Consider the following 4,738-nt stretch of genomic DNA (forward strand, 5'->3'; position numbering starts at 1 on the left):
TCTCCGTCTTCACCAGCCGGAATCTCGACTTGTGCTGGTGGAGTAGCACTCTCCGAACCCAGAACTCGCCAAACCGTTCGACAAAATAACGACCCCTCGGACACCGGCTTCCAATCGAGACGTAGAAGGTTCTCAGAAAACAGTGCAGTCACCTGCCTTAGCCGTTCCAAATCATATGACGCGCTCTTTTTTCTGTGGGTGCAATACAGAGAGTCCCATTTCAAATCATACATGGTACCGTNCTGCCTTAGCCGTTCCAAATCATATGACGCGCTCTTTTTTCTGTGGGTGCAATACAGAGAGTCCCATTTCAAATCATACATGGTACCGTTAGTTGTCCAAGAGGCAAGCCTCCCAAACGGAACAACAGCCGAACCTCGAACCTGAGCAAATGCCTCGTTCAATTTCTCAATTACTCTCTCGTGACCCCTCGCGTTGATTTCCCGGATATGTGTCTCATGCGGTACTGAGCGATACAGCCACGACTGGTCGGTCAGAACTGCAAATTCAACGAAGTAGAACGTGCGGTCCGCCCACGCATCAGTATCACCCCCCGGGATTTCGAGTAATGACTCAACCAACGCCCGNGAACTGCAAATTCAACGAAGTAGAACGTGCGGTCCGCCCACGCATCAGTATCACCCCCCGGGATTTCGAGTAATGACTCAACCAACGCCCGGTCCTCGGGAAGCGACGCTCGAAATTCATGATCCGAACGGACAAAGATACATTTCGAGTCGGAAACCCGCGCTAGCTCCCGTTGTACAGTCTCAAATTGACCGTGTTTTGGATCAAGTTCTAGGTGGACAACGGTTCCGTAGTCCATCAGAACACTAATNGCTAGCTCCCGTTGTACAGTCTCAAATTGACCGTGTTTTGGATCAAGTTCTAGGTGGACAACGGTTCCGTAGTCCATCAGAACACTAATCGCCCGGTTCTCGACTGTCACACCGCCGAGCTCGTCCCAGTCCTTGACACCAGATAAACTCCGAGTGACGAGTCTGTGTGTCGGGTTTGCAGCATCGAACTTCTCTGTAAACACCATTGTTGTTACGTACTCCCAGGTTTGTTGAAACCCTCAGCAAGTGGTATATTCTGATCCGGTTGCGGTCAATACAGGNTCTGTAAACACCATTGTTGTTACGTACTCCCAGGTTTGTTGAAACCCTCAGCAAGTGGTATATTCTGATCCGGTTGCGGTCAATACAGGGTAGCGAATTAACAGTGCTCCTCTCCGATCATCCCCCCAAGAAACACGGATGAGGAACCGAGATCTCCGTAGAGGATCCAACAATCATTTGAATCGTGTGAGAAATCGGAAGATGAGTAAGTATCTGTTCCCTCTGTTGAAACCAATTCGATTGTAACCGAATATGGGACAGCATCTCCCATCCAGTCTTTGGTCAGGCTAAAGCGATTTTCTCCTTCAAACTCGTGTACCGTCTCAAATATTTGTGATCCGTCTTTCTCTACAGTGATTTTAGCGCTTACTGATTCACCCGTTTCAAGAACCGACCAAAGAATAATTTCTGTAAGTGGGGGAGGAGCTACGGACTCAGAATCGTCCTTGCTGGAACAGCCCGCAAAGCTACAAATTGCCGCGCTTCCTAACGTCAGCAGAGCGTTTCGTCGGTCCATGCGATTAACTTGTTGCAATAGTGTTAAAAAGGTATGATTAGATCGTGCGAGAAACACCTCATCCGTGAAACATGCACATCTACTTACCGGCCAATTCACCGCAGCAGTCGGTGGATCAAACCAGTGGGAGAGTTCTCTGACACCCGTCGAGAACAAGGTTTAGTCAAGTTGGCGCGTAACTTCCGTGTATGCCATTCAGCGTCAGTTGGCACACGCTTCTCGAGCATCTGGATGAGCTACCGGCGGACGCGACACTGATCACACCATTGTCGCACTCCCACATCCACATCACAGATATTCAGGAACACCGCATTATCGTCCAGTTTGACGAGTCCACCGAGAAGCGTCCGCTTCAACGCGATCAGTTCGAGTCGCTGTATCATCAGATACAGACTGCGCACGATGGGTTCGATCTCGACCGGCTGCCGCCAGATGCTGACCCGTATCCAGCGGTGTTGAGTGTTCATCCCCGGTTCGAGATCGACGAAGATGCGGGTGTGATCGCAGAGATAGACGGACCGACGACGACCCAACTGGCCGATACAGCACACGAACCAGACACCGATGACGACCGCACCGAACCAGACGGACTGGATGTCTACTCGGATGCTCTGCTACTGATCGATGCACTCGAAGAGCGTATCGACGACCTCACGAGTTTCCGNATGACGACCGCACCGAACCAGACGGACTGGATGTCTACTCGGATGCTCTGCTACTGATCGATGCACTCGAAGAGCGTATCGACGACCTCACGAGTTTCCGTGCGGGACAGAGGTACGGTACTGACTGCTAACGGCTTGTACATCCCATTGTCTTCCGGGAACCGTTGGAGTGGTGCCCGAGACGGATCACTCCGCACAAAATGTGCGCTGTTAGTTTTGCCGTGCTCGCTTGAAGAAGGCGATGGCAGCACCAAGGAGTGCCAGATTCTGGAGGAACGAGGTGAGTTCTTCGTCACGCGAGTCTTCGTCGACGGCCCAGAAATCGTGCATGACTGGAGTCACGCCGATGAAGAACGTAGCAACACTGGCTGCAGATAGCTTTGGCAGTTTCCAGAGGCCGATGCCAAGGCCGCCACCGAGAAGGAGACCACTCGAGGCTGGGACGAGTTTGTCTGCGAGGGGGACGCCTTTGGCATCTGCATAGGCGATTCGTCCGTCGAGATTCGTGAGGTTGCGGAGTGCGAGTGCTGCAAGTCCACTCCCAAAGAGGAGTCGACCGAGCAACGACGGTGGGCTCTCGTGAGCAGAGTCGGAATCAGACATCAACTAGAGCAGAGAGCGCTGGCGGGTTAACTACCACTATCTCTGATGTTCCTGCCGCTATCTCGAGAAGAGTGCATAGACAGTGACACACAGCGAATTGTGGCGTCTGTCCGAAGATGCTCAACAGAACGCTATCGGTGAGAGACTATGTCAGATGACGTGTCGAGTTAGTCGTCATCCTGCGAACGGAGTTCGCTGGCCCGCTTCTCGAGTTGGCGCAGGTTCGGAACACGTTGCTGGTGCTGGTTTTCGTAGGCGATGCAAGCTCGCAGCGTCTTCATATCGTTGATTGTCGCGATGCTGGCGTCAATGAGTCGTGTGTTCGGTGCCTCGAGTCGCTGGGCTAGTGAGAGGTCGCTCGAGTTTCGAGGGTGCTCTGACGTATCGCTCATTGGGTATCGCTTCCGCACCTGGTGGGGCACGAAAAACTGTACTGCTCTCTGGCTCTTTCCGCAAGTGAGGGATGACCACTTGCTACGGTACGTACAGAACAACCACCCAACGGCTGGTTCAGTAGCGGAAGTGCTGGACTCATAGGATTTCAACAGAAGTTGTCGGGCAAGTCTGACGATCAGTTATCGAGTTCGGAGTACGTTAACTGGAGTTCTCCATTGAGCGTGTAGTCACGTTCAAGTACGCCACTACTTGTGAGTTTGATTGTCGTGTGAATAGTGAGCTTGGTGGCGGTTTCTGTTACTGGTTTGACGAGCAGGTTGAGAATACTGATAGTCTCGTCTGCAAGGTCGTTCAAATCAGAGACCTCGATAACTGTTCCGAGAGCGCGGTCAGGCGTGTAGAGTGTCACTGAGGGCGGTGGCGAACTATCACCTTCTACTGGCGAGACGATAGCAACCTTGGGGGGAGATTCCGTTGCTACTTCAGGCATCCACACTCGGAGTTTGATGGACTTCACAGCCGTCCCTTCGCGGTGCCAGATCTCGAGTGGTGCATCGATTATCCCAGAGTCAACACGGCCATTGACCCCAAATTTCCCGACTTCCCCATTGTTGGTTGCGAAGACGAGCGTCTTTCGCCCGCTTGAGTCCGCATGAACGGTCGGGTCGGAGAGTGACTGTTCACTTCTTATTTCGCTACACCCCGCTGTTGCGACGACTCCAGTACTACAGACTGCCGCGAGATACTCACGTCTATTCACATTGCTGACAATCCTACGATTGGTAAACTATTTTCTGGTATTCACTGACCTTTCTCAGTCATGCACAATGGATGTGTCTGCACACGTAGTTGCCGCTCAGTACAGGTTGTGTACGTACCACTGCTGATAGCTTCCGATCTGAAGTCCGTCACAAACGGCGTGCAAGATTCAGAGAGTCAGTCATTCAATGGTCAGGACTTAAGTATTATAGTTGAAATAATATAGTATATATGTTTCTTCGACTTGCTGGGGTTGGATTTACGCTACTCGGAATGGCGTATCTGATCATTCCCAGAAAGATCTATCACTTCGGTCCTGAATTCTTACGTGACACACAGTCTGAATCGTCTGATCCAGATAATTTGACAGTTTGGATTTTTCGATTTATAGGGGTGTGTCTCGTCGTGATGGGCATCTCGTACATATTCTAACGCACTTCGATTACTACACTCACTGCACGGAACCATTTCAACTGAATATATCGGCCCATCAGAGTAACCAACTTGCGCCCTGGATATTGCATACCTGATTGGATACCAATCTCATCTGGTACTTCTTTATCGATCAGTGCGTATACCTACTTATCGGGCCATTCACCGTCGAGGAAGCTGTAATCAATACAGCGAGAAGACTTCTATAACACTCTCTCACTAACGTATAGCACGGCAGCTGCTGC

At 51.2% G+C, this 4,738-nt stretch carries 4 protein-coding genes and 1 pseudogene; 1 reads left to right on the top strand and 4 read right to left on the bottom strand.

The genetic code is table 11. The features are described from left to right. Positions 1–1,218: 1,218 nt before the first annotated feature. A complete protein-coding gene (locus tag C476_RS18520; protein WP_152418241.1) occupies positions 1,219–1,638 on the bottom strand; it encodes a hypothetical protein in 420 nt (139 codons plus the stop codon). A 188-nt stretch (positions 1,639–1,826) separates the two neighbouring features. On the opposite strand from C476_RS18520, the pseudogene C476_RS16150 reads away from it, so the two are divergent. Further along, positions 1,827–2,321: pseudogene (locus tag C476_RS16150) on the top strand (hypothetical protein); the annotation flags it as partial. A 192-nt stretch (positions 2,322–2,513) separates the two neighbouring features. Here the strand turns inward: C476_RS16150 and C476_RS16155 are convergent. From C476_RS16155 to C476_RS19490, 3 genes are all read right to left on the bottom strand, one after another. Further along, positions 2,514–2,906 carry a terminal quinol oxidase gene (locus tag C476_RS16155; RefSeq protein ID WP_008014867.1) on the bottom strand — a complete coding sequence of 131 codons (393 nt, stop codon included), beginning with the start codon at positions 2,904–2,906 and terminating at the stop codon, positions 2,514–2,516. Positions 2,907–3,073: 167 nt separating this feature from the next. Then, positions 3,074–3,298 carry a hypothetical protein gene (locus C476_RS16160; RefSeq protein ID WP_008014869.1) on the bottom strand — a complete coding sequence of 75 codons (225 nt, stop codon included), beginning with the start codon at positions 3,296–3,298 and terminating at the stop codon, positions 3,074–3,076. Between the two features lie 179 nt (positions 3,299–3,477). Next, complete coding sequence (locus C476_RS19490) at positions 3,478–4,062, bottom strand: hypothetical protein (RefSeq protein WP_241430514.1); 585 nt, start codon at positions 4,060–4,062, stop codon at positions 3,478–3,480. Positions 4,063–4,738: the final 676 nt, after the last annotated feature.

Origin of the sequence: Natrinema limicola JCM 13563 (genome assembly GCF_000337475.1) — an archaeon.
Classification (GTDB): domain Archaea; phylum Halobacteriota; class Halobacteria; order Halobacteriales; family Natrialbaceae; genus Natrinema; species Natrinema limicola.

Coding starts and splice junctions, on each gene's coding strand:
- C476_RS18520 (WP_152418241.1), bottom strand. CDS start 1,638: ATGGACCGACGAAACGCTCTGCTGACGTTAGGAAGCGCGGCAATTTGT.
- C476_RS16155 (WP_008014867.1), bottom strand. CDS start 2,906: ATGTCTGATTCCGACTCTGCTCACGAGAGCCCACCGTCGTTGCTCGGT.
- C476_RS16160 (WP_008014869.1), bottom strand. CDS start 3,298: ATGAGCGATACGTCAGAGCACCCTCGAAACTCGAGCGACCTCTCACTA.